At 63.2% G+C, this 24,431-nt stretch carries 20 protein-coding genes and 1 CRISPR repeat array (1 of these 21 cut by a window edge); of the genes, 11 read left to right on the forward strand and 9 right to left on the reverse strand.

All coding sequences use genetic code 11. The features are described 5' to 3' along the window. Positions 1–316: 316 nt before the first annotated feature. The 3 genes from PWG71_RS08250 to PWG71_RS08260 all read left to right on the forward strand — a co-directional run bounded on the left by PWG71_RS08250 (position 317) and on the right by PWG71_RS08260 (position 2,942). Positions 317–1,480, forward strand: coding sequence for a tyrosine-type recombinase/integrase (locus PWG71_RS08250; protein ID WP_274808963.1), 1,164 nt, complete (start codon positions 317–319; stop codon positions 1,478–1,480). 371 nt (positions 1,481–1,851) lie between these two features. Further along, positions 1,852–2,433, forward strand: a complete 582-nt coding sequence (locus tag PWG71_RS08255; RefSeq protein ID WP_274808964.1) for a toll/interleukin-1 receptor domain-containing protein — start codon at positions 1,852–1,854, stop codon at positions 2,431–2,433. Continuing rightward, positions 2,430–2,942 carry a hypothetical protein gene (locus tag PWG71_RS08260; protein ID WP_274808965.1) on the forward strand — a complete coding sequence of 171 codons (513 nt, stop codon included), beginning with the start codon at positions 2,430–2,432 and terminating at the stop codon, positions 2,940–2,942. Before PWG71_RS08255 ends, PWG71_RS08260 begins: the two co-directional genes overlap by 4 nt. 42 nt (positions 2,943–2,984) lie before the next feature. Here PWG71_RS08260 and PWG71_RS08265 read toward each other — a convergent pair whose 3' ends face one another. The 4 genes from PWG71_RS08265 to PWG71_RS08280 all read right to left on the reverse strand — a co-directional run bounded on the left by PWG71_RS08265 (position 2,985) and on the right by PWG71_RS08280 (position 5,769). Beyond that, positions 2,985–3,434 carry an HIT family protein gene (locus tag PWG71_RS08265; RefSeq protein WP_274808966.1) on the reverse strand — a complete coding sequence of 150 codons (450 nt, stop codon included), beginning with the start codon at positions 3,432–3,434 and terminating at the stop codon, positions 2,985–2,987. Continuing rightward, positions 3,431–3,937: a TIR domain-containing protein gene (locus tag PWG71_RS08270; RefSeq protein ID WP_274808967.1), complete on the reverse strand. Its 507-nt coding sequence runs from the start codon at positions 3,935–3,937 to the stop codon at positions 3,431–3,433. The genes PWG71_RS08265 and PWG71_RS08270 overlap by 4 nt, the downstream gene beginning before the upstream one ends. A 357-nt stretch (positions 3,938–4,294) precedes the next feature. Next, complete coding sequence (locus tag PWG71_RS08275; RefSeq protein WP_274808968.1) at positions 4,295–4,441, reverse strand: hypothetical protein; 147 nt, start codon at positions 4,439–4,441, stop codon at positions 4,295–4,297. 137 nt (positions 4,442–4,578) lie between these two features. Continuing rightward, positions 4,579–5,769 (reverse strand): Shedu anti-phage system protein SduA domain-containing protein, encoded by a 1,191-nt coding sequence (locus tag PWG71_RS08280; RefSeq protein ID WP_274808969.1) that lies wholly within the window; start codon positions 5,767–5,769, stop codon positions 4,579–4,581. 384 nt (positions 5,770–6,153) lie between these two features. Between PWG71_RS08280 and PWG71_RS08285 the strand changes: the two genes are divergently transcribed. Beyond that, positions 6,154–7,827 carry an Eco57I restriction-modification methylase domain-containing protein gene (locus PWG71_RS08285; RefSeq protein ID WP_274808970.1) on the forward strand — a complete coding sequence of 558 codons (1,674 nt, stop codon included), beginning with the start codon at positions 6,154–6,156 and terminating at the stop codon, positions 7,825–7,827. Between the two features lie 9 nt (positions 7,828–7,836). Beyond that, complete coding sequence (locus PWG71_RS08290; protein ID WP_274808971.1) at positions 7,837–8,571, forward strand: PaeR7I family type II restriction endonuclease; 735 nt, start codon at positions 7,837–7,839, stop codon at positions 8,569–8,571. Positions 8,572–8,874: 303 nt separating this feature from the next. On the opposite strand, the gene PWG71_RS08295 is transcribed toward PWG71_RS08290, so the two are convergent. Together PWG71_RS08295 and PWG71_RS08300 are read right to left on the reverse strand one after the other, a co-directional pair. Further along, positions 8,875–9,054: a DUF397 domain-containing protein gene (locus PWG71_RS08295; RefSeq protein WP_274808972.1), complete on the reverse strand. Its 180-nt coding sequence runs from the start codon at positions 9,052–9,054 to the stop codon at positions 8,875–8,877. Further along, complete coding sequence (locus tag PWG71_RS08300; protein ID WP_274808973.1) at positions 9,051–9,812, reverse strand: helix-turn-helix domain-containing protein; 762 nt, start codon at positions 9,810–9,812, stop codon at positions 9,051–9,053. Before PWG71_RS08300 ends, PWG71_RS08295 begins: the two co-directional genes overlap by 4 nt. Before the next feature lie 98 nt (positions 9,813–9,910). Here PWG71_RS08300 and PWG71_RS08305 point away from each other — a divergent pair, with 98 nt between their 5' ends. The 5 genes from PWG71_RS08305 (at position 9,911) to PWG71_RS08325 (ending at position 15,089) form a co-directional block, all read left to right on the forward strand. Beyond that, positions 9,911–10,195, forward strand: coding sequence for a hypothetical protein (locus PWG71_RS08305; protein ID WP_274808974.1), 285 nt, complete (start codon positions 9,911–9,913; stop codon positions 10,193–10,195). A 139-nt stretch (positions 10,196–10,334) separates the two neighbouring features. Continuing rightward, positions 10,335–10,817 carry an ATP-binding protein gene (locus PWG71_RS08310; protein WP_274808975.1) on the forward strand — a complete coding sequence of 161 codons (483 nt, stop codon included), beginning with the start codon at positions 10,335–10,337 and terminating at the stop codon, positions 10,815–10,817. Between the two features lie 276 nt (positions 10,818–11,093). Next, positions 11,094–11,612 (forward strand): hypothetical protein, encoded by a 519-nt coding sequence (locus tag PWG71_RS08315; protein WP_274808976.1) that lies wholly within the window; start codon positions 11,094–11,096, stop codon positions 11,610–11,612. Between the two features lie 1,666 nt (positions 11,613–13,278). Then, positions 13,279–13,605, forward strand: a complete 327-nt coding sequence (locus PWG71_RS08320; RefSeq protein ID WP_274808977.1) for a helix-turn-helix transcriptional regulator — start codon at positions 13,279–13,281, stop codon at positions 13,603–13,605. A gap of 8 nt (positions 13,606–13,613) precedes the next feature. Continuing rightward, entirely contained in the window at positions 13,614–15,089 is a 1,476-nt protein-coding gene (locus PWG71_RS08325) for a tyrosine-type recombinase/integrase (RefSeq protein WP_274809100.1), read from the forward strand. A 141-nt stretch (positions 15,090–15,230) separates the two neighbouring features. On the opposite strand, the gene PWG71_RS08330 is transcribed toward PWG71_RS08325, so the two are convergent. The 3 genes from PWG71_RS08330 to PWG71_RS08340 all read right to left on the reverse strand — a co-directional run bounded on the left by PWG71_RS08330 (position 15,231) and on the right by PWG71_RS08340 (position 21,655). Next, positions 15,231–17,546, reverse strand: a complete 2,316-nt coding sequence (locus tag PWG71_RS08330; RefSeq protein WP_274808978.1) for a tetratricopeptide repeat protein — start codon at positions 17,544–17,546, stop codon at positions 15,231–15,233. Further along, the gene (locus PWG71_RS08335; RefSeq protein WP_274808979.1) at positions 17,543–17,968 is read right to left on the reverse strand and encodes a hypothetical protein; all 426 of its coding nucleotides are present in this window, start codon (positions 17,966–17,968) and stop codon (positions 17,543–17,545) included. The genes PWG71_RS08330 and PWG71_RS08335 overlap by 4 nt, the downstream gene beginning before the upstream one ends. A gap of 225 nt (positions 17,969–18,193) precedes the next feature. After that, the gene (locus PWG71_RS08340) at positions 18,194–21,655 is read right to left on the reverse strand and encodes an HNH endonuclease (protein ID WP_274808980.1); all 3,462 of its coding nucleotides are present in this window, start codon (positions 21,653–21,655) and stop codon (positions 18,194–18,196) included. A gap of 973 nt (positions 21,656–22,628) precedes the next feature. Here PWG71_RS08340 and PWG71_RS08345 point away from each other — a divergent pair. Continuing rightward, positions 22,629–24,038, forward strand: coding sequence for a hypothetical protein (locus PWG71_RS08345; protein WP_274808981.1), 1,410 nt, complete (start codon positions 22,629–22,631; stop codon positions 24,036–24,038). Positions 24,039–24,268: 230 nt separating this feature from the next. Beyond that, positions 24,269–24,431: a CRISPR direct-repeat array (repeat unit 30 nt; unit sequence GTCCTCATCGCCCCTGCGAGGGGTAGCAAC) (it continues 389 nt past the right edge of the window).

The following is a 24,431-nucleotide window of genomic DNA, read 5'->3' on the forward strand; positions in this document are numbered from 1 at the left end:
CACAGACATCCACTGTTTCGTTCTATGTCATCTTCCCTTGCTCTGTCTCCCATCGCTCGCCTTTTCCGGTCTCTTGGGTGTGAGATTGGGCTGGTGATGTCCGGGTCTGGTTCGGTGTTCAAGCGGTGCGGGTGCAGGATGGGCGGTACCTCGAAGTGGGTCGGGAGCGGGTGTCCGCGGTTGCACTCGCGCGGGCATGGAAGCTGGTACTTCTCGCTCGAGGCGGACCAGGGCCTGGGCGGCCGGTGTCGGGTGCGTCGGGGCGGGTTCGCCTCGCGTGAGGCCGCGCGTGCGGCGTTGAGGAGAACCCGCGGGGATGAGTCGGGAGCCGCGGGGGGCGGTGTGGACGGTGGGCGGGTGGCTCCAGCAGTGGTTGGACGGTCGGACCCGGTTGCGGGCACGCACCCGGGTCGGTTACCAGGAGCACATCGACCGCTACCTCAACCCGTATCTGGGCGGGGTGCCGCTGGAGGAGCTGACCCCCGCCCTGGCGCGGCAGGCTTTCGAGCGGATCTCCCGCCACACCACACCCCGTGGCAAACTCTTGTCCGCGGCGACGGTACAACGGGTGCGGGCCACGCTGCGGGCGGCGTTGAACACCGCGGTCCGAGAACGGCTGCTGGCCTCCAACCCGGCCAAGGGCCTGCGGTTGGACAACGGTGAGAGTGCCCGTCCGGTGGTGTGGACCGACCAGGCCGTGGCCCGGTGGGAGCAGGGCGTGGAGCGGCCGGCGGTGGCGGTGTGGACGGTGGAGCAGACCCGCCAGTTCCTGGACTTCGTCTCCGACCACGCGTTGTACGCGCTGTTCCACCTGGTGGTGATGACCGGGCTACGCCGGGGCGAGGTGGTGGGGTTGCGCTGGGAGGATATCGACCTGGCCCACGGCACGGTGGGGGTGGCCCGCCAGCTCCAGACCCACCCGGGAGAGGGGATGGTGGAGTCGGAGCCCAAGAGCGCTGCGAGCCGCCGCACGTTGATGTTGGACCACACCACGCTGGGGGTACTGCGCCGCCACCGGCACCGCCAGCAGACCGAGGCCGCCGAACACGGCCCGCAGTGGAACCCTCGCGGGTACGTGTTCACCGCGGTGCGGGGCGGCCCGATGGCCCCGGAACGGTTGTCGCGCCTGTTCCGCGAGCTGAACACCGCGAGCGGGTTGCCGCCGGTGCGGTTCCACGATCTGCGGCACGGGGCTGCGACGTTGGCGTTGGCGGCGGGGGTGGAGCTGAAAGTGGTGCAGGCGATGCTGGGGCACGCGAGCATCGTGCTCACGGCGGACACCTATGCCAGTGTGCTGCCGGAGGTGGCCCGCGAGGCGGCCGAGCGAACAGCGTGGTTGGTGCTTCAGGATGCCGGAAAAGTGCGTCGTCAGGTGCGGGGGAGGGGTGGTCGGCGGGGTCTGGTGCTGGTCCCACCTCGGTCCCACCCTGGACCCACCGGCAGGACAGCACGCCCCGGCCCCAGTCCAGCGAGGCTGTGAACTGGGGTTTTAGGGCGTACCCGGCAGGATTCGAACCTGCGGCCATCGGATTAGAAGGGTATCACTTCGTGCCGTTGCGTCCCACACCATCCGAATCCGGATGCCGTCCTGTGCCACGTGGTGCCATGTGGTGTCGCCCCGGTCCAAAACTGCGGAGCACGAACGGAGCACGTACAGGCTGACGGCGACATCCGATGACACCTCGTGAGGACCTCGGCCGGCTTTCGGCTTTCTCGGGTCACCCCATCCGAGCCGGGCACGTGTCCTCTATCGGCCATCGCGTTTGATCAGGTCATCTTCGCATTTAGCCTGATGTCTTCCGCAGTGACAGTGGTAGGTGCTTGAATTGCTTGTGGCAGGAGGGAGCCGTTGTGGCGAACTATTACACGATGCGGGAGTTGCGGGCGAGAGCAGGTGGGCTGACCGCGGAGGGTGCGCGTGAGCGGCTGCGCGAGTCGGCGAAGTCTGCGGTGGGACCGTTTGACGTGTTTCTCAGCCACAGCTTCCAGGATGCGCAGGTGATTCTTGGGCTGCGTGGCCTGCTCAGCGATCAGGGATTGCGTGTTTACGTCGACTGGGTCGATGACCCGGAGTTGGACCGGTCCCGCGTCTCCTCGGCCACTGCAGCCAGGCTTCGTCAGCGAATGCAGCAGTCAAGGTCGCTTATCTACGCCACTTCGCGTGCTGCCCGGAAATCTCGGTGGATGCCATGGGAGTTGGGCTACTTTGACGGTATTCGAGATGGTTCGCGTGTTTCAATCCTCCCGGTCGATGGCGATGGCTTGAGCGCGTTCGATGGTGAGGAGTACCTGGGTTTGTACAGGGTCATCGAGAAGGTGAATGCGGACGATCAGATCCGACCTTATGTGCTTAGCCACTCTCGGCGACAGGGTGAATCATTGGCCTCGTTTGTGAACGGTCAAGGGCGGCTCGAGGACTTGGTGAAGCTATGAGTGCGGCGCAAGGCGGCGAGAGCCGTGAGGTGGACCGTTCTGATCACCACAAACACATGGACTTCGTTCAAGCAGTGATCAACCGTCTGGCGAACAACTCCTTCGTGATGAAGGGGTGGGCTCTAACGGTATCCTCTGCATTACTGGGATTCGCGGTATCTAGAGGCGAGCCGCTGCTGGCGTTGGTGGCGGTCTTGCCAGCGTTGTCGTTCTGGGTGCTAGACACCTACTTTCTTCGGCAGGAGCGTGCGTTCCGCAAGATGTTCGATGACGTCGCGGCGAAGAGAGTGGCGGACTTTGAGATCAAACCAGCCGAGTACGCGGCTCGTCAGTCATGGAAAGTAGGGCTATCGATCAGTCTGCTGTTGTTCTACGGTGTGATCATCCTAGTGAGTGTCATGGTGTGGTTAACGCTGGCACTTACTGCGGAACCGAACAGTGATGAAGGCGCACCAAAAACCCAGGATCGTGCTTATGTCGAAGAACCCGTGGTGAATTCTGGCCGTTGATCGATCACCTGTCCTGCGCTGAGTGTCTCTGCAGAACGCCTTTCAGCTGTCTTCGGTCCCGGGGAACGCTGAGCGCAATTCACCGGCGATCACGTCGAGGGCTCCAGGTGACCAATTGGCATCGGGCGGCCAGAGGTGGGGCATACGGTCGCCGTGACGTCGGGGCACGACATGGACGTGCAGGTGGAACACTGACTGCCCTGCGGCGGCGCCGTTGGACTGGATGATGTTGAGCTCACGGGTGCCGGTGGCAGCTGAGACCGCTGCTACGACCTGCCGAGTTGCGTTCGTGAGCGCTTGCCCCAATCGGACGTCGACGTCCCAGATGTCACGCGCGTGCTGACGAGGTATGAGCAAAGTATGACCAAGCACAGCAGGAACGTCGGGCAGGAACGCCACAACGTCTTCAGTGCGCAGCACTTCCCGGGCCGGAGCGCGCTGTTGCGCGATCGCGCAGAAAGGACAGCCCTGGTCTTGTGCTGAGATCGTCATGGTTTTTTGTACCCGTTCGAAGCCCAGGTGGAGATGTTCCGCTGGATTGCTGCGTAGATGTCTGAGCTCGTAGGTGCGAACCGCCCGGTGTAGTCAGCCGGATCGTACACAGGAATAAAGTCGGCGTATGTCCTGGCGCTGTCAGAGAAGCCGAATGACTCGAAGGGATTGGCGCCAGGCCGGTCGGTGTCCTGTTGGGAGTCCTTCAGGCCATGGATTCGGATGCCCAGCATCGGCTTTTTGATCGACCATGCACGAGCGATCTCGTATCTCACAAACTTTCGCGACGCTGTCTGGTTGCCGATCAAGACGATCACCGATTGCTTGTACTTCATCTGCTCATCGATCCACGCCTGGACCGCAGCGTCACCCTGCCTCTTAACCTCTTCCCACTTCTGTGCGGGCAGTTCTACCTGCCGCTCCAGGGCACCCATATTCAGGATCTGCTGGACCCGCCAGTGATCGCGCTGGTAATGGAAACTGACGAACGATGAGCGTGCCATTGATGCCTCCTCGACCTACCGGAATACTTCCTGTCGCACAGGGCACAGCGGATCCGGGTTGCGCCTTAACTCTACTTGGAAGAACGCTCGTACGAGCGGGTGAAGACGGTGACCATCGCAGGCTCGGGTTCGGGTGGGTGTCCCACCCGGTGCGTGCGGTCCGGGCGGTGCCGGTGGCCCCGGGTCTGCTTGTTGGAGGTGGTGTTGGGGCACCGGGCGGGTGAAGGCCAGCCATGTCGGAGGCCAGCGGGGTCTCGAACCGTTGGTGGGCGGTGGTGCGCTCACCGATCACGTTGACCACCGGTTCGGCCTGGAGGTGGACGAGCCCGAATGCCGCAGGACACACCAGAGCCTCCATCACACCCGGCACGAAACAGTGGTGGGCATCGCCACTACCGGTGCCTTCTCCTGGGCGTCTGCTCTGTGCTCGTGGCGGGCGGCTTGTTCGCGGGCATGGCGCAGGGCCCGCACGGTCGGGGTGTAGGAGGAGATGACGCGGTCCATCACCGTGCGCCGCGCTCCCCGCGCGATCCGGGATCTACCCGAGTACGCGCTCTTGTTCTTCGGGATCGATCACAAACCCGACATCTCGGAAACTTGAAAGAGCCCTGCCTTGCTAGTCGCTCCTGTTAGGGCTTTTTCTAATCGTCGGAGTATCCCAGGATCATCGGTGCTTCCCCTTCTGCAACCCGAAGGAGTGAATCGTAAGTTCGGACTTCGATCCTGTCGCGACTGGAACGCAGATTCCGAAATTCTTTGGCATCATCTGAAGCACTTTCTCTTCCTATAAGAATAAGTCCTCTCGCGTCTTCAGTGATGCCCGGAAGTCCCAGGCCGCCGTTTTCGCGAGGAGCGCGAGCGGACAAGAGATTGGGTTTAATCCACTCGCGCCAGTCTTCGATCTGATCGACAGCATGCCGAAGGGCAGGTGAAGCTCGACCATTTCCAGAATTTGTGAGCCTATGAGTTGGACTCTCCAGCTCAACGAGAATCCAGTGAAGGCCCGCTGAGTTGAGGATGGCGATAAGGAAGTCAGCCATATAGCGATTCCCGAACTGCACCTGGGGGCGGACCCATACCCCATGGCTCCCGCCCATTATTGCGTTTGTCAAAAGTGATGGATGCTTCTCTAATGCGACCTGCATTGGTCGTTCCTCAGTGGCGCCTACAAGCGCCTCTCGAAATGCTTCTCGATCGGCCAAAGAAGGCTGACGTGTGACCTTCCAAGGGGCAAGCAGGGCCAGGTCACTATTAGTGACGCGTTCCGGGTGGGGATTGTGAGACACCGCTTCCTCGCGTGCCTTGCGCGCTAGATCAGCGTAATCACTTTCTCCCGTTCTCACGATGCGCTCGACACAATGTGGGCGCGCACCTCTTCCATAGCCACCGCGAAAATTCAACCGACCATCGACACTGATCGAGCTGATTTCACCATATCGAACCCTCTCAGTTCTCCATCTTTCGGCGACGACCACCACATCACCCGCTGCAGGGCGCAGGCGTTCAAGGTGGGAAACGGATCGCTTTGCCCACGCTACTTGTATCCATGCATCCAGGAGCTCTCGAGTGCCGATTTCCGCTGGGATTCGCATATCAGTCTCGGCAGCTACACGTTTGAGATATGCGTACTCCGAGTCTCCAATCAGGGGGGTTCCAGTCAAGCCAAGCGGCTTTGCAAGGTGGGTGCGGAGTAGGGCAGAAGCAACTAGTTCGGGAGTTCCCGGATCCAAGGAAATTACCAAAGCACTTGCAATATCACGCTGTTCCTGTGTCGGTTCAGCAGACCGCAGGAGGAGTCCATCCACAACCTTCCGCCAGTCAGTCTCGGCCATCAGCTCGTACCACCTTTACTCAGATCTGCAAACACCTGATCTAGCTCATATTCGTCGTAGACGGGTCCTATGCCGGAACCTTTGACGCAGATTGATTGGTGCACTATCTGGCCGATCGTTGGTCACTCTCTTCCCCAACCGATCGTGGCCGAGCGCTGCCACTGACCTTATCGCTACGTTTGTTCCCTGAAAGAGGGACAGGGGCGTGGTTCACGGGCTCACACTTGTGATGGCAGGGCTGCGCCTCGATCTGTCTCGTGTCGAGGTTAGTGGAGGCTATGGCGTGTGCTGGTCTCGTCTCCCTTACCTCCCTTGAACCGAGGTACGTCGAAGCCATGGTTTCCGCCGGAACGGGCGGGGAGCGTAACGCTATAGGCTCAGCTCGTGACTACCGTTGACCTGCGAGATGCCGCCGAACGACTTCCTTCCTCGATGCGTGAAGCCATCACCCATGGGGAGGTCTTCACCCGGGGATGGGTCGTTGAGCTCATCCTGGACCTGGTGGGTTACACCCCAGAGCGTGACCTCGCCACGTTCACGATCGTGGAGCCCGCGTGCGGAAGCGGGGCGTTTCTCGGCCCGATCGTGCAACGGCTCAGCGCATCCTGCAAGCTCCACAATCGCGACCTGGGCGAAGCCAGGCAAGCGCTACGAGCCTTCGACCTTCTCGAAGCGAACGTCAAGGCCAGCCGAAACTTGGTCCGGTCCCAGGTGCAGGCTCAAGGGTGGGACGAACCAACGGTTGAGAGTGCTGTTCAAGCCTGGGTCACCCAAGGCGACTACCTCCTTATGCATCACCGCGGCCAGGCTGTGGATTTCGTCGTCGGCAACCCGCCCTACATCCGCCTCGAAGACGTCCCCCGCGAGCGCATGGCGCGATACCGGGCAGCATGCCCCACCATGGGCGGCCGAGCTGACATCTACGTCGGCTTCTACGAGGCAGCCTTGCGCACCCTCCGGGAACAGGGGCGGCTGGGATTCATCTGTGCAGACCGATGGATGCACAACCAGTACGGGGCACGTCTTCGCGAGCTCGTGACCTCCGGCTTCAGCGTTGACTTCGTACTGACCATGCATGACGTGGATGCCTTCGAAGAACAGGTCTCCGCTTACCCCGCCATCACCATCATCAGCAAGCAACAGCAGGGCAGCGCGGTGGCGGCTGATACCAGGAAGGGCTTCTCCCAGGCTGAGGCGCGGGAGCTCTACGACTGGAGCCTGGAACCCAAGAGCCAGGTCATCGAGAAATCGACCTACCAAGCAGCTCGGCTGCCGCACTGGTTCTCCGGAGACGAACTCTGGCCTACAGCTTCACCAGCGCGTCTGGCCATGCTGGAAGACCTCAACGACCGGTTCAGTGTCCTAGAAGACCGTACGGTCGGCACACGGGTGGGCATCGGGGTGGCCACCGGCGCGGACAAGGTCTTCATCACCACCGATGCCACCCTGGTGGAGGAAGACCGGCTCCTGCCGTTGGCCATGGTCCGGGACACCAAGACCGGCACCTACCAATGGCAGGGGTACTACCTGGTCAACCCCTGGACCCGTAACGGTGAACTGGTTGACCTGGACCGGTTCCCGCGCTTGCGGACTTATCTCGCACAAAACGCCCACCTACTCCGCAAACGCTACGTCGCGGTCCAACAGCCCGAGCGCTGGTACAAGACCATCGACAAGGTCGATCATGCCCTGGTGGGCAAACCGAAGCTGTTGCTCCCGGACATGAAGACCACTATCCATCCGGTCCTCGACAAGGAGGGCGTCTACCCTCACCACAACCTCTATTACATCGTCTCCGATGTCTGGGACCTGGAGGTTTTGGGAGGGCTGTTGATCTCCAAGATCGCGCAGGCCTTCGTTCAGGCCTACGCGGTCAAGATGCGTGGTGGCACCCTTAGGTTCCAAGCCCAGTACTTGCGCAAGATCCGGGTTCCCCAACCGTCCGGCCTGAGCGATAAGGTCCGGCTGCAACTGGCCGAGGCCTTCAGGAACCGTGACGTGGACGCAGCAACACGAGCGGCGCTGGACGCCTACGGTCTGGATCATCTTCCCGACTAGGAGGACAGGTTGGCGGTTACTCGTCAGGACTTCGAGGATGCCATCGCCCAGTACTGGGGTGTGAAAAGCACACAGAACGATCTCTCCAAGATCAAAGACGCCGTCGGTGCTGGAACCGCCAGTTCCGTACGAGCCGGTAAACACTTCGATAGCGTCGCGGGGCTGATAGCAAAGTTCTTTATCGAAGCCGGTTACCCCAAAGATTCTATTCGAGTTGAGAAGAAGCAAGGATTGGAGCTTCCTGGGTACTTTCGTCCACAGAAACAATGGGATGTGGTCGTCAGTATGCGCAATACTCTCGTGGCGGCTTTTGAGCTCAAAGGGCTGAGTGGGCCCTCGTTCGGCAACAACTACAATAACCGTGTTGAAGAGGCCCTGGGTAGCGCTGTGGACCTTCGACACGCGGCCCTGGCGAAGCTGTATCCAGGTGAGAAGCCATGGTTGGGGTATTTTTTCATCATGGAAGATGCCAAAGGTTCCCAGGGTCCAGTGAGAATCGCCAAGGGGGCGGCTCTTCCGCCTGAATCCATCTGGGATGATACCTCCTATCAGGATAGATTCGGTATTTTCTGTCAGAGGCTCATTGACGAGTCTCTGTATGATTCGGTCTGCTACATTACATCCTCAAAAGATTCTCCGACTCCATCTGAGCCGGTGGAACAGCTTAACTGGGCGCACTTTGCAGCCGGGGTGCGCAGCAGGATTTCCTACCTGGGCGAGCTGGGGTATCCCAACGAGGGGTGAAATTGACCAGGGGGAGATTCAGAGACCGTCACATGCTGATCTGAAGGCGGAAGCCACGGGTGTCTCATACCGGGGTTGGTTGAGTCTGCGGCGTGTGTCGGGATCACCTTCCGTCACGCGTGGACTCGTAGTGTTTGCGATCGCCTCAGGCACGAGCCCGGTCAGCGGCCTACCAAGCCGCACACGAAAGCCCCGGAGACGCTCTGCAGAGGTTTCCGGGGCCGCTTTCTTTTGGTCGGTGTGCGCGCTTGCGCTTGGCCTCAGCCTGTGCGGTGTCGGCCCAGGTAGGTCGGTCGCTTCCGCTCAGGGCTGGTCGGCACGGACTCCGGCCAGTAGGCCGGCCCACTGGTTGGCGGGGAATTCCAGGTGGCCCGCGTCCCGGTTCTGGGTGTCGCGCACCAGGGCGCCGGTGGCCAGCTCGCGGACCTCCACGCAGTTGCCCCCGGTGTTGCTGTAGGTGCTCTTGTGCCAGTCGGTGTTCATGCGAGTTCCTTCAAGGCTTGGAGGGAGAGCCGGGCGGGAAGCGCGTCGGCCATGGCCCCCGTGACCAGTGCGGCGAGCCGGTCATTGCGGTCGGCGTCGTAGATGACGTTACCGTCCATGTGATCGCTGGAAATAACCATCTCCCCCGAATCCAGACGGAACACCAGCACCGGTGAGGTGACGCTCAACAGGATCGACCCCTCCGGGACCAGGTGGACGCGGACCCGCCCCTGTTCGACCAGCTCGACCAGGTGGCGCGCCTGCTCGGTGCGCGCGGAGTCGTCGAAGCCGGTGATCCCGTACACGGGGAAGACCGCGGTGATGCGCAGCTCGGGCAACTGGCCCAGCCGCTGGGTGCGGATCTGCGCCAGACGCGCGATCTCCGCATCCGAGGCCGCTGGGTGCCAGGCCCGGAACACCGCCCCCGCGTACAGAGGGCTTTGCAGGTAGCCGGGTACCAGGGCGGGGGAGGCGGCCTGGACGTGCCGCGCCCGGGTCTCGATGTTCATGAGCGGGCGGGCCCACTCGGGGGTGGACTTGCCGGACTTTCCCATCCGCCACGCGGAGATGATCTTGCCCTCGGCGTCTAGGAGCCGGTCCAGTTGCTCGGCGGTCTCCCGGAACGGCAGCGCGTGCCCGCACACCCACCGGGACACCGACGCTGCCGAGCACCCCAGGTGGCCAGCCACCTGTTGCTGGGTCAGCCCCGCAAGCTCGCGGTAGGTGGTGAGCACTTCATGGAAGGGGGGTTCGCTCATACGCGTGATATTACGCGCAGCTCCCGTATGCTGTCAGGAAGTTACGAGAATGGCGCACGTACTGAGGTAAGAGGCCCTGTTCGGGCCACGCTGGCGTCATGGAACTTGAAGACGAACGCGTCATCTATCTGCGGGATCTCCAGAACGCCCTGGCCTCCCGGCAGTTGGGCAGCAGGCTCGCCGTCACCGTTTACCAGGGCGAGTTGACCCCCACGCTGTGCTGTAACCCGTACCTGGGTCAGGCCGCCGTGCGGGTCCAGGACGACCAGTACACCTTCCTCGGCCTCACCACGCCCCGGGTGCGGGTTCCCGTCACCGACCCGGCGGAGTGCGTCAACCGGCTGGTCAGGGAACGCGCCGGGCGCATCAGCGGGTCGGCATGAAGGGGTACGGCCCGAGTGCCCTCGACCTGTGGCAGGGGGTCGAGCGCGGGAACACCACCCTCTGCTCCTGCCCCGATTCACGATCCTGGGAGGCGGACTGATGGCGGCCCTACCGCCCCCACACCCCGACCAACAAGCGTTGCCCCCGCCTCGGCGTCTGCGCCTGGACGACCCGAACGCCTCGGGTCTGCTGTGCGGGCACCACCCCTCCCACCTGAGCCCGGCCCGGCGCTGGGCGACCCAGGCCCTGCGCAGCACACCGTGCGCATCCCGGCCCCTGGTCGCGGCCCTGGCCGAACTCCACGCGAACGCGCTGGCGCACACCGGCTCAGGACTGCCGGGAGGCCGGGTGCGCATCGAGATCGAACGCCGTCCCGCGCTGTTCCTGCTGAAGGTGACCGACGACGGGCCTCGACCCGGGACACAGGCCCCAGCCCTGCCGGAGGTGATCCACCACCCGGAAACAGCGACAGGAGAGGGCTTTGCCGCTGAGGGCGGTTACGGGTTGGCATTGGTGGAGTCCATGGCCCTGTACTGGGACTTCGTGGGAGATCCGGGCGAGGCTTTGACGGTGCGGGCGGCCTTCGCCCGATCAGGACACATCCGCGACCACGACCGGTAGGGCCCCATCCCCCAACGGGCTTGAAGGACCTCGCGAGGCAGAGCGACCATCGACCAGCCCGCCGTAGGAAGCACGTACCCAGCGGGTGGGGGAAGCCGTGTGCGCGGGGGACTCGGGTGGGAAGCGCAGTCTCTGGCGGTAGACGCCGCCGGGGCCAATGACACTCACCTGACCTGCATGAACACGCTGAACGACCAACAGAAGACAGGTGCCCCGGCCGGTGCGTGAACACCGGGCCGGGGCGCGATCACCACCTGATCCAACCAGGAGGAGACCGTGGAACACCCTACTACCGGTCGCCACAGGCGGCCCTGCGACAGCATGGCCGGGCGTGTGTGGGCGCTGACCGCCGCGCTGCTGGCCACCGCCCTGGCCGTACTCTTCGACCCCCGCCCGCCCCGGTTGCCCCGCCGGGGCCCGCGCGCATTGCCCGCAACACCCCCGTCCGTCACCGCCTCCAGGAAGGACGACCTGCTCGCCGACCACCTCGGTTTCCCCGAAGAGCACGTTTGGGAGAGCGGAGTGTCCGCCGCCTCGGCCCGCTGGGAGCAGGCCTACCGCGACCGCTCCGCCCCGTTCGAGTTCGAGTTCGAGGACCGGGTGGACGCCGACCCCGCCCAGATCGCCGGGGCCCTGGTGCGCCCCTACCTCGACCTCGGGTCCGTTCCTCATCCCCGCCCGGACGAACCGGAGGACTACCCGGCCACACCTTCGGGTGTCGAGCCTGAGCCGGTGGAGGAGGAGTTCGCGGAGCTGACCGACCGCATCCGCGCCTACCTGGCGCTGCGGGGCTGAGAACGCCCTGAACGGACTGGGGTGTCTTCTCCTGCGGGAGGGGGCGCCCTCAGTGCTTTTCTTTGCCCCCTCGAGTGCCCTCTCGTATTCGTCGATCAATGGCTGCGAGGAAAGCATTCCTGGTTGCTTTCCGGGAAGTCGGTGCGGTGGTTGGGCTTCTCGGGGTGTCGGTTTTGTGGCTTTTGCGGGGTGGGCCTGTGACTGGGCCTGTGACTGGGCCCTTCGGGGGGCCTGTGACCGGGCCCATGGGTGGGCCTATTAGAACGGCCCACCCTGTGCGCGTTATCAGTGCAGTTCGAAGCCGCTTCGGGTGGGCCTTTCGCAATCCAGACACATACCCAAGTGGGCAGTTCCTCTTCACGTGGGGCGGGGCGGCCCCGAGGGCGACGGGCCTCGGCCCGCGCCCCTCGGCGGCGCACTTCCATGCGGGTCGCCTCCCCTTGTGCTGTTTTCTCCGGCCCTCTGCATTCCCTGGACTTGGTCTCTCGAAAACACATTCTCGAAAACGCTGGAAAACTGCCGGTCCGGAGCGGTGACTGCCAGGTCGAGGTGGTTGATGCACACACCCGAGGCGATGCGCTGGCCGTCACCTGGTCCGCGCGCCGGGGTGATCCTCCTGGCGGATCGGGGCGGGCTGTGCGAGGACTCCTCGCTGACGCGGTCCGGGAGCGGAAGATGGCGAGCGTAGGGAGATCGACGGTCCGGCGTGGTGCCAAGAGGGGTGGTGCGTCGGGTGCTCGGGCGTGGTGACATCCCCGCTTGAAGAGGGGGTTCCTGTGACTACGCCGGTGGCCGTGCGTGTGACTACGCCTGTGACTACGCCCCTGCCTACGCGTGTGGCCACGCCGGTGCCCCCAGGGGCACAACCGCCCGGATCTCGCGCATTCTTGCAGCTCACAGCGTATTTGAGTGTGTCTCACGGGTCCAGACTCCTACCCAGTGGGTAGTCGACTTCACGTAGGGCGGCGGGCACCCCGACAGGACGGCGGGTCTTTGCCGGTGTCCTCGACGGCGCTACGCCGTGCGGGTCGCCCTTCCCTCCTGTTGCCTTCGTCGCTCCGCGCCCCGTCCTCGGTCTCTTGGAAGAACACTCCCGCTTCAAAGCGACCGGTTCGGGGCGGTGGCCGACCTGGCAGGTCGAGGAGGCTGATGCATACGCCGAGGCGGTGCGCTGGCCTCCACCTGGTCTGCACGCTGGGGTGCTGCTCCTGGCGGACGGGAGCGTGTCGCTGGACTGCTTCTCGTTCGGTGTCGCATCGACGGGGCGGGACGTCCTCCTGAAGGGACATGAAGAGAAAGAGAGAAGCCGAGCCCGCCTCCGGGGGTGCCCGGCACGGCTTCGCCGGGGGCGTCCAGGGGCAGCCCCCTGCTGGGGACGGGGTCGATTGCGGGCTCGCGCCCGCAATCGGTGCGGGGCGGCTGTGGGGCGTTCAACGCACCCACACGGCCCGGACCCCGGCGCTGACCCCGTGGGGGCGGTGCCGTGGTTTCGGAGCGGACACGGCCGCTGTGGGCCGTGTCCGCAGAATCGGACATGGTGCCCGTTTTCGAGTGTGCCCGCCGGGTGGAGTGTGGGTCCGGTGGGTGTTCTGGCCAATCCGCTTGCATTGCTCGGCGAGGTCGAGCGTGGATGCACAGTGCCCCGCACGACGCGGGGCCGCGCGGCGTGTTCGTGCAGTTCATAGGTGGTGAGGAGGTGGGTGCGGTGAAGCGGGATGCTCCGGTGAGGCTGGCCGAGATCGCCTCGCTGCCGGTGGTCCTGGGCCCGGTTCAGGCGGGGCGGTTGCTCGGGTTGGGGCGGACTACCGTCTACCGGCTCCTCCGCGAGGGAACCTTCCCGGTTCCCGTCCGGAGGGTGGGGAAGGCGTGGGTGGTTCCGACCGCCGGGGTGTTGTCCTACCTCGGCTTGGAGACTCTCACCACCTCCGTCACCACCACCGGCGGGTGCGGGTGCGGGTGCGGTGCGCGTACGAACACCACGGAAGAGGGGTGAGCGACTGTATGGGCGCGTACGAGGGGTCGGTGTTCAAGCGGTGCGGGTGCCGGGAGGAGAACAGCGGCCGGGCGTTGGGGGTGAGGTGCCCGAGGTTGCGGCGGGAGGACGGGGCGTGGAACCCCAGGCACGGGAACTGGTGGTTCCAGCTCGAACTGCCCCGAACCGGTGAGGGCAAGCGTCGCCAAGCCCGAAGGGGTGGCCTGGGTACTCAGGAGGAGGCCCGGCGCCAGCTCGACCACGTGAAAGCGCTGTTGGCCCTGGCCGAGGGCGAGCCGGACCTTGAAATCCATGTCGCGGACCTGATTCAGGCCGCGCTCAAGGGTCGCCGGCCTCTGCCGGAGGTGGAGGAGGTGCGCAAGAGGATCGGTGGGGGAGTCGATGTCCGGCGGGAGCCGCCGCTGGTGGGGGTGTGGTTGCGCCAGTGGTTGGACGGCAAGCCCGACCTCGCGGAAGGCACCCGCGCTTCCTACGACGGGCACATCCGCAAATACCTCACCCCACACGTGGGGAAGGTCCGGGTGGACCGCTTGCAGGCGCGTCATGTGGAGGCGATGTTCGCGGCGGTGGAGGAGGCCAACGTGCACATCCTGGAGGGCCGCGAATCCGAGGACCCGAAGGTACGGGCTTCGGTGCGGGGGCGGCGGGTGATCTCGCTGTCGACCAAGCACCGGATTAGGGCCACGCTGCGCAGCGCCCTGTCGGACGCGGTCCGCTCGCCGGACCTACCGGTGTCGGTGAACATCGCCTCGCACGTGCGCCTGCCGTCTTGCCCGAGGAAACGGCCCCTGGTGTGGACGGCGGACCGGGTGCGCCAGTGGGAGAAGGACGGGACCGTACCCGGCGAGGTGATGGTCTGGACCCCCGAGCAGACCCGCACCTTCCTGACCCATGCGAAGAGATACACCTGGCTGTTCCCCATGTTCCACCTCATCGCCGTCAAGGGGCTGCGCCGCGGTGAGGCGGTGGGGTTGCCGTGGGCGAACACGAGGCTGGTGGACGGCCAGATCGACATCCGCGTCCAAGTCGTGCAACTGGCCTGGGAGACGATCACCTCCACCCCCAAGAGCGCGGCGGGACAGCGCACCATCACCCTGGACGCCGACACCATCAAGATCCTGCGCGGGTGGAAGAGGTACCAGAACGAACAACGCCTCGCAGCAGGATCCGCCTGGGCCGGTACGGGGCTGGTGTTCACCCGCCAGGACGGGTCGGGGTGGCACCCGGGGCAGGTCAGTGACTGGTTCTGCCGCATCGCCAAAGCCGCCGGACTACCGCCCATCACGCTGCACGGGCTCCGCCACGGTGCCGCCTCGCTCGCCCTGGCGGCGGGCACGGACGTGAAGGTGGTCTCCACCGAGCTCGGCCACGCGACCACGCACTTCACCCAGGACACCTACCAATCGGTGTATCCCGACGTGGCCAAGGCCGCCGCGGAGGCGACCGCCGCGCTGCTGCGCGGCACCCCGGTCTCGGTCGGGTAGCGGGACGGGGGAGCACACCAGGAGCATCTGGACACCCCGGGCCCCGGGCCTATGGCGGGTTCACCCCGCCCGGCCTGGGGCTTCGCGGTTGGCGGAGCCGGGCGCCAATCGGATCAAAGGTCCGCTGGAACGAAATCAAATTTATTTTTGGACTGCTTCGTCGGTCCATTGCGCCAGCACGCGCTTACTAATGCGTGTATCCGGATGGTCCGCACCGAGAACCCGCTCCTGGTCAAGGGTGAGCACTCGGAGAAGCACGTTGGCCTCGTTTCGATTACCAGATTCATAGGTACACCTGGCGAGGTTGCTGCGTGTGTTTAGGGTGGATGGATGGTCGGATCCTAGGACACGGAGCTGGTCGGTGAGGAGTTCCTGGTAACCAGCAGCGGCCTTGGCTGCGTCCCCTGCTCGGCCCCACCAGCCAGCGAGGTTATTGCGTGCTGTGAGGGTGGACGGGTGGTCGGGTCCTAGGACGCGGAGTTGGTCGGTGAGGAGTTCTTGATAGGCGGTGGCCGCTCCGACCGGGTCTCCGGCCTGCCCCCGCATATGGGCCAGGTCGCTGCGTGTGGTGAAGGTGTACGGGTGGTCAGGCCCTAGGACGCGGAGTTGGTCGGTGAGGAGTTCTTGATAGGCGGTGGCCGCTTCGGCAGGATCTCCGGCCTCACCGCGCCAACGAGCGAGGTCGTTGCGGGTAGCGAGGGTATGAGGATCGTCGGGGCCCAGAATCCGCAGTCGATCATTGAGCAACTCTTCAAAGGCGGCAGCGGCACCGACCGGGTCCCCTGCCTCGCCTCGCCAACGCGCGAGGTTATGACGGTTTATCAGGGTGCGACGGTGGTCAGGTCCCAGGACACGCTGAGTATCAACGAGAAGCTCCTCAAAAGCGGTGACTGCCCCTGTCACGTCCCCGGCCCGGCCACGCCAGGTAGCTAGATTACTCCTCGCAGCGAGTGAGTCGGAGTGGTGGAGGCCCAGATGTTTGTGGGAGGCCTCGACCATGTGCTGCCAGTACGCTACGGCTTCGCTTACACGACCGGCCTCTCCGAGACTGGTGCCCGCACGGAACAGGACCGTATGTCCATCGGGTTCCCAAAGCCAGCCGTCGCTGCGGTGTCCCTCCACCTCCTGGTGACCGCATAGGACAGCGGTGTTGTTGCGCAGCTGTTCGGCTAGGGCGATGTCGCGCTCGACATCGGGCCACACCTGAAGAAGTGCGTCCGCCAGTGAGCGCACACTGTCCCGTGTGGGACGTGTGGCGGCGTGTTCCCGAGTGGCGCGCTGGACCAATTGATGGGCTCCCAGGAGAGCGCCACCGTGGGGTGGGACGGTGCGAATGATCAGGTTCCAACGGTGCAGGCCGGCCAGAGCGGACCGGATCTGATGTGAGGTGAACACGTTCGGGGGTGTCACATCGCCCATTTTTTCAGCGCGCTGGGCGGCCAGATATTCCAGGATCGGTGGAGAGGTGAGTATCACTTCAGGAATCCCGGCTCCGTCCAAGAGCGAGATCAGCCCCATCATGGGGCGGGCGATGCCTTGGGGGTGGAAGGTGTCGGCCCGGTTTAGGGACAGGTCCCAGGTGGCGGCGAGCGGGGTGGGGTGTGTCCAATCGGGGAACACTTGGTCCAGGGTGTTCATGCGGTCGTGGAATACCTGGAGATAGTCCTCGCAGCCCATGCCGAGCTCGGCCATGTAGGTGACGGCTTGTCCCAGGGCGAGGGGGAGGTGCCCAAGGTCGTGCGCGAGGGTGTCCAACTCCTCACATGTGTGAGGGATCTCGGCCGAGGTGAGGCCGTGGGTGAAGAAGGCGCGGGCTTCGTCTTGGGTGTAGACGTCCACGTCGATCAGGTGGCGGCCCTGCGTGGTGAGGGTGTGGTCGCGTCGGCGGGTGGTGACCAACATCCGGCCATGGGGGTGGTCGTGCGGGGGCCACAGGTCGTGCACCGTGCTTGGGTCGGCCAGGTCGTCCCAGACGATGAGCCAGCGCCGACCCTGGTGCTTGGCGGGGTCCTGGAGCCAGACCAGGAACAACTGTGCGGCGTCCTCGAGCTCGTCGGGCACGGCGGCGAAGAGGTGCCGGGCGGCCTGGGCGTAGGCGTAGGTAATCTGGTCACGGGTGGCGGCGCTGGCCCACACTAGGAGGTCGATACGGTGTTCGGAGGCGGTGGCCTCGCGCAGTGTACGGGCGTGGTGAGCGGCGAGCTGGGTCTTGCCGACCCCTCCGGTGCCAGACAGGACCTGGCGTAGAGCCGCGGTGCCGAAGCTACTCAGGGCCTGGTCGAGCTGACCGGTGACGGCGCGGTGTTGGTAGTGGGCGGCTTCCTCGGGGATGGCTCCGACACGGATCGGCCAGTCGACTTCATGGCGGGGCAGGTGGAGGTGCTGCTCGTTGACGAACGGCCCGTGGAAGTCGCTGCCTCGGTAGTCGTTGTGATTGCCCTCGTAGGAAGCGCTCATCGGTCCGAGTCCGGGTTCTCGTCGGATGTAGAGCGGTGTTTGTGTTGTTCGTTGACGAACGGCCCGTGGAACGTGCCGCCGCGGAAGTCGTTGTGGTTGCCGCCGTAGGTGGGCTTGTCCACGTGTACGTCGCGTCCCTGGATGACGGTGCTTTCTCCGGAGACGTCTCCGTTCACGGTGTTGGCCACACTGCTTTCACCCTGGCCTGGTGATGCGGGTGGCGGGGAGGACGTCTTGGAGGGTGCGGCCCAGGTGATCGCGGTGGCCACCAGCCACAGGGTTGCGGTGATGCTCGCAGCCCAAGCGGCAGCTTCCCACCCGTCGCGTGTGGTGGGGCCGCCTCCGAACCACAGTCCTGCCACCAAGGCTGCGGGGATCGCGATGGTTGCGATCCCGGCCCAGATCCACCGTGCCTTGTTCATACCATCTGATTGTGGCGTATGAAACCCGAGGGCGTAAGAGGTTCGGGTGGATCGGCCGGTACCGATCGGCGGGTAGCGGACTGCGTGAAGTTTCGAATGCCAGCGGGGCGACGCAGTCCCTGATAGCAGGTCGGTTGAATCACTTCGGCTGTCTGGGCTGTACTCCTGAGGCCATCAACCGATCGGATCAAAGGTTCGATGGGGCGTTGAGTGGTATCGATGTCACTACGCCTCATCCTGGAACCAGTGGTTTGCGGATGCGACATCGGCCAGTGGTTTCTTCTTTGAGGACTTTTGGGTGGAAATTCTGTCAATGGCTATTTGGACAAGATCGGCTGGCCATTTCTCTGGCTCTTCAAGTACTTTTCCAGCAATGGTAATTGTCATAGTGGAAAGTGTTGAACTGTTTGCCCAGCCTCCTGGCGGCAAGGATCGCCGGGCATCTTTGAATTCGTCAAGCTTGATCTTGCGTTTGGTGTGAGCGGCAGAAACGGCTTCTCGGCCATCGACAATTCCGGCCTGAAAAAGATCGTGGATTTTTGACTCAAGATGAGGAGAAATGCGCTCTCGTGTTGAGTCTGTTCCAACGATTCGTATAAGCCACAACGTCCGTCCTGAGAAGTCTACCTGCCTTAGTCGGAGTGCCTCCTGTAGACCGAGCGGTCGGACGCGTCGCGCAGCTACATCTTTTCGCAGTGCCTGCTCAACTACTCGGTAGCGCTTTGGGGTGAGTTGGATGACGAGCTTATCCAGAGAGCTTGCAAGCTCAACGATGACGTTTGTGCGTGCTGTCTCGAGAAATGCGATGATGCTGAGCATGTGGTTCCGGGGAGTGTCAGCAGCCTCAAGCTGGTTTTTCCACCATGTCACATTGCTGCGGTTAGTGCGGAAAGCGGTCTCCGTGCTTGTGGCGGTAGCAAGCGCGGAGCCCTGAGGCCCAGAGAGCGCTGAAAGGGCTGAGACGTCGACGTTTGCTGGGATCGCTGAGACTGCGCGTTGCAGGATCCAGCCGGTCCCCCAGGCTTCGGCGATCGCGAGCAACTGAGTTTTCCAGTCATCGAAGGATGATGGGTCAAACGAGCCGTCGGCGAGTGCAGCTGTCCCTTTCTGGGCTCGAGTGGCGATGGCGCTACTCGCTCTATAAGCGGATTGACTGATCCCCGGTGTTGATTCGGTTGGAGTTATCCGTCGACGAGTACCTAGTACGGCAGTAACCGCGCTTCGGATCACTATGGCGAGGTCAGATTCGATGGTTGGAAGCTCGATATCTTCAACAGCGCCATCGTTAAGGTCGTCGTGTATAGCTTTGAGTAGATCTTCGTCGATTCCGTCGTAACCACCGTGCAGAAGAAGAGCGGCATTCCAATCCGCTTCAGGGGAGATGGCCTTGAGCGCTGAGCGCAGCTGGGAGGTCTGCTCAACGTTGAGGGAACCCAATACACGGAGCATCGACGCTGTCTGAAGCCACTCCGTAGTTGACTCGAAGCGTTCCCACCACCAGCTTGCAAGGTCATTGTTAAGAGCGGCATGCTCAGCGAGGCTAGCAGCGGTGGCTGCACGAATCTCAGCAGACTCGCTCCCCTCGAGGCGAGTTTTCAGGTGAGCGATTGCCTGGGCGCGGCCTGCGCGTTCTCCCAGCCGCAATGGTGTTCCGGCAGCGTCGAGGGCGCCATCTTCTGCGAGCACTACACCGGGGCCTTCAAAAACGATATCAACGATGTCGCGGATTGATGATCCGGTAAGGCCGTCGTAGATACGGTCGTTGAGCACTAGGACAGCCATCGAACGGACCAGTGGATGAGGTGAAACTCGTTTCTCAACTGCGCGAAAGTTGTCCTTGAGTGCGCGAATCTCACCCTTGGTCAGCATGCCGATATAGAATCGGCAAACGTTCGCCCAATAGGGGCGCTCGAGGAGCGCGTTCAAACCATCATCCCTCGAGTTCCCCACTCCTTTCGCGGTGAGGTTGTCAAAGATGTAGAGGGCTGCGAAGTATTCACGCAGCGACTGTACCTCGAATTCAAATGCATCGTCGCGTTCAACAAGGCAGAGTACCCGGCTCGTGATTGCAGAGTACAACTCCTCCGCAAGTTTCAGTTCTTCGATGTGTCCGACGAGATGATTTCGGAGGAGTTGGCGAAGTTCATTTCGGGTGATTGATCCAGAACTTTGTCCCTGCTCCGCTTTTGCCTGAAGATACCAACCGAGATATGCGTGGGTGTCCTCGATGACACGGCGTTGGTCCGCGAGCATGGGTTCCTTATCCTCGGTTTGCTCGCGATCTAGGAAAGTTTTTAGGTACTCAGCGTAGAGTTCAGTGCGTTGTTGTGGAAGGAGCTGCCTCCGATGGAGTAGGTGCAGCAAGATGGCAAGCTGCATCGGATACGAGGCCAGTTCGCTGATGTGGGGTACGTGCTGATTATCCATGAAGGCAGTCTGTAGCCTTTCGGCAGAATCCTTCGTGAGATCGGAAACGTTCACCCAGCGCTGGAGGTATTGAAGTCGAAGGCCTTGCGTAAGCCGTTGCAAGTGAAGAACAGGAAATGCGTTTGTACCTGTTAGAGGCTGTAGCGAACTACCCGGACGTGTGGCAACGAGGATGACGAGATTAGCTGCATCGGCGCTGAGCCGCCCGTTGACGCGCGCGATTTCTTCTGTGACACGAGCTCGTTCCTGCAGGCTTGCTACCTCATCGAGGCCGTCGAGCGCTAGCAGTACTGGCTCTGTGGCCATAAGGACTGCAAAATCTCGTGCCTCGAAGTCATGCGCCCCAATGTGTCGGCGAATGTCATTGACGATGTACTCTTCGATGCTGCGCCATTTTTCATCATTCCTGTTGTTTCTCTTTGGTCGTTTCTTGTTTGGTCGACTTGATGATTTTTCGGTCGCCCACTGCGCATACCTTCGTAGGTCGACTCGGATCGGGAAGCGTGCTGTCGATGTCTCCCCGGTGGGGTCAGATTTTCCGGCGGTGTAGGTTTCTCGATTTAGGAGCCGAGCTCGATGAAACTGGCACACATACTGAAGCACTGTCGATTTACCCTGTCCTGGACCGCCAACCAGGATCGCATTTCCTGACCAATCGGGGTGAAGAAGCGCCTGCGTTGCTCCCGTCACAACGAAACCCGATGCAGCTTCAATATCAGAGGTATCACCTGGTGCTGACTCTGCGATTTGCGTGATTAGTGCCGCCAAAGGGGAACCATCGCGGCGGCAGCCTACAGGCACGTCCACGAACATCGAGTCTACGGACGGGCCGCGCAGATCTGCTTGCTGGAACTGGACTGTGTTCTCAGCTTCATAGCGATCCCCGAGATACGCTCGGAGAGTCGATTGTAGTTCACTTCGCCTCTGCTGCTGCCGCTCATGGTCTTTCTTGAACTTGAGCAAGTCCTCGACGGTATGACCAGCTCCCCCGTTTGCGTCAATCAACGTGTGGTGGGTGGAGCACATGAGCACGAGGTTCTCGTAGCTATCGATCTTGCCCTTCGGGTAGGTCGCGTCGTATCGCGGCCCTCCGGCGCTCTGCGCCCGGATGTGGGCTTCTTCGCCGACGATGACGACTTGTACCTCGCCTGAGCTCACGTTGGCAACATCGAGAGTGAGTGACTGCAGGCAGCCAGGGAAAGCGCATTGATTGCGTGCGCGGCCCCAGAGCATCTTGCGGGTACGCTCCGTGATCGACATGGCTCTCCTGGGATCGAAGGTGTTCCCATCTTCCCAGATGTGGCGGACAGTCCTTCTCGGAATACCGCAAACGGTGAGAACTTCGGAAGGCTTACAGGACAGTGACGGCAGCGACGATTGGGGAACTGACCGTCAGGGGCAGGTGTGCCCTGTGTCTGGGCAGCTGACGGCCTAGGTGAGGGCGGGTATTGGGCGCGGGCGCGGCCTCGCAGGGCCGTATGCGGCCGATGGGCAACCGGGCGTGTTGTCCCACGCGGCGACGTCGGGGCGGCTGTGGGGCGTTGGTGGGCGGACAGGGACGCCCTGGGCCGGGTCCGTACGGTCATGGGACGGCAAAGTGTTCGGGAGGCGGGTGCCCTGCCTGTACTGACCTTGTACCGGGGAGCACGCATGGAGCACTACGGGCTCCGGAACGCGGCGAGGACCCCTTGCGAGGTCCTCGTGAACCCCCTGTGACCTGGGGTTTTGTGGCGCACCCGGCAGGATTCGAACCTGCGGCCATCGGATTAGAAGTCCGGCGCTTTACTGTCCTTTAGGGTTATTCAGTGTCATCCTGTCCCGCCCTGTCCGATTCATGGTGCTGTTTGGTGTTGATGAGTGTCACTCCGTGCCGTTCCGGTCCAAAACTGCGGAGCACGAACGGAGCACGCACAACCTATCGGCGGCATCCGATGGCACCTCGCGAGCGTCGTTGCTGCGGCTGCATTGCCTCATCACCTGACATAAGAAAGCTGCCGCCACAGCACAGGAGATGCTGCCCAGCGGGACAGGTGCAGCTTTCGCACGACCGGGTAGCGCTTGCAGGGGCGCCCGGTTACCCTGAAATGACCGATCCGGGTTGTCGGCTGTACCGACAGCACCAGCGGCCCCTTCGTCTTCCCTTCGCCCGGGGGTTCGGCCGTACCGCGCCCACCAGCGAAGTCCGTACTTCGGCGTGTCCACGCGCCCTCTCCGCATACCCCAGGGGTCGGTTATGGCTGAACTCAGCTCTTCTTCGTATTTCCCTCAGGATTTCCTCTGCGAGCACGCACGCTCCAAACACCGCGTACTCGCTCGCCTGTCCCACGACCGAGGCCCGGACCAGCTCCAGGCCGTTCTCACCTGTGGGAGCCCGTTGCTCGCGCAACGTATCGCGAGGCTGCTCACCACGATCGCTGAAGAGGGCCTGGGGACGGGGACAACAGCACGAGCCACCGCGCTCGCTGCCGACCTTCCCGACGCACCGGCCGCCTCGCTCCGGAAGGTCGTGGAGCACCTCCAGTCAGGGGTATGGCCCACACCGGAAACCACCTCCGTCTCCTGGGAGGAGGTTTTTGCGAGGGACCCTGCAGATCACGAGGAGGAGAACGACGAGCACACCATGCCCCAGGCCCGGCTCAGTGACCTGACCGCACCAGTGGTCCGTGTCGTCCAGTTGCGGGAGTTCTACGTGCACGACAAGGAACGGCTTCACCGGGCCGCTCGTGCCCGCGGCTTCGAACCCGCCCCGGAAACCGAACGCCCCAACCACGATCCGGAGGACCTCGTCGGTGCGGTCATGCACCTGGCCGACCCCCTCGACCCTGTTCCCGGGGCCGGCACGATCGCCGAGGAGTCCTCCGCCAAGTGGCTCCGAGTGGATCACGGAGACGAAGTCATCGACTGGTCGTCCCAGACCATCAAGGAGACCTTCCACAGCGGAGCCCGGCTCCGTCGAGGGCCCGATCCCGTCCACACGAGGGAGACCCAATGGGGCACTCTCCCTGACTTCGCGCAGCTTTTCCCCCTGCCCGACGGGGGCTGCGACTGCAACAAGGTGGACTGCCCCGACTGCGAATCTTGGACGCTGACTCCGCGCACAGCCGACATCCTTTACTCCGCACTCAGCATGATGGCGGACGAGGCTTACGACGACGTGAAGAACGGAGACCGGCCCGTCACCGGAAAGGACGATGCATGGATGTTCTTCGACACCCTTCCCCGGGTCACATGGCAGATGCCGGTCCAGTGGCGTCGCCTCATGGCCAGGGCCTGTGATGACCTGGCAGGGGATCTCGCGGCAGGTCGAGAGCCCCGCCCACGATGCCGCGCCGAGGAAGTCGCGCTGTTCCTCGCACTGGAGAGCGAGGCGCAGGTCCACTTGGAGATGACCCAAGACCGGGAGGACGCGGACCACGAAGCGCTGCCCGAACATCGGGACGACTACACGTGGGATTTCTGCCTGGACATCCTGTTCGAGGACCACGATGTGATGCTGCTGTTCGATCCCAGGTTCGACGGTGTTGAAGATCCCGGCTCTGAGCTGAACCGGATCCAGGCGATGGGGGACATGCGTCCGCAGAGCTGGTTCGAGAACTTTGGAAGCCAGGATCCGCGTGACCTCGACCGAGGATTCCGCCGCTGAGCGGGTACAGGCGCTGAGCCCAGAGGGTCGTGGCGGGGAGTGGTTTCCAACCCTGGCTACGGGGCGGGAGAATGGTCTGTCGGAGTGGTGGTGTTGGATGGTGGGCGTGGTTGGATCCAAGGGTGTTTTTCAGCGCCACGCCGGGGTCGTCTGCGCTACCGGCGGATCGCTGAAAAATCTGCTTCGAATCGATGAGCTGGGCCTGGTGTGGCCAGGGACTTTACCGTCGGGTCCTCATCGCCCCTGCGAGGGGTAGCAACGGTTCATGCACGCCCTCAACGAGGGCCGCATCCCCCGTCCTCATCGCCCCTGCGAGGGGTAGCAACAAGAACTGAGTAACCCACCACACCGACGAGAGAGGCGTCCTCATCGCCCCTGCGAGGGGTAGCAACG

The organism is Nocardiopsis sp. N85 (assembly GCF_028882275.1).
Taxonomy (GTDB): domain Bacteria; phylum Actinomycetota; class Actinomycetes; order Streptosporangiales; family Streptosporangiaceae; genus Nocardiopsis; species Nocardiopsis lambiniae.